At 46.8% G+C, this 344-nt stretch carries 1 protein-coding gene; it reads left to right on the plus strand.

The features are described 5' to 3' along the window. Nucleotides 1-209: IS3 family transposase (locus tag J4G02_21075; GenBank protein MCE2397017.1), on the plus strand; the 209-nt coding region annotated here is incomplete at its 5' end. Nucleotides 210-344: the final 135 nt, after the last annotated feature.

Genomic DNA, 344 nt, shown 5'->3' on the forward strand with positions numbered 1-344 from the left:
CCCAGATAGCGAGCGAATATGGTGTCCACCCCAATCAAGTGAGCCAGTGGAAAAAGCAGGTGCTTGACCAATTACCAGACCTGTTTACAAACCAACGCTCAAAATCAACCACCGATAGCGACCAATTAGTTGATGAGCTGTATCGCCAAATCGGTCAGTTGAAGGTAGAACTGGATTGGCTTCAAAAAAAAACGCAACTTCTCCGTTGACCAGAAACGACGCCTCGTTGAAAAGGGGTGTGATTCACCGTCAGTTGCGAGACAATGCGAACTGTTAGGGTTGTCAAGAGCCTCATTCTATTATCAACCTGTGGGTGAATCGCCACAAAATCTGCTCTATATGCG

This window comes from Candidatus Poribacteria bacterium (genome assembly GCA_021295755.1).
GTDB lineage: Bacteria > Poribacteria > WGA-4E > WGA-4E > PCPOR2b > PCPOR2b.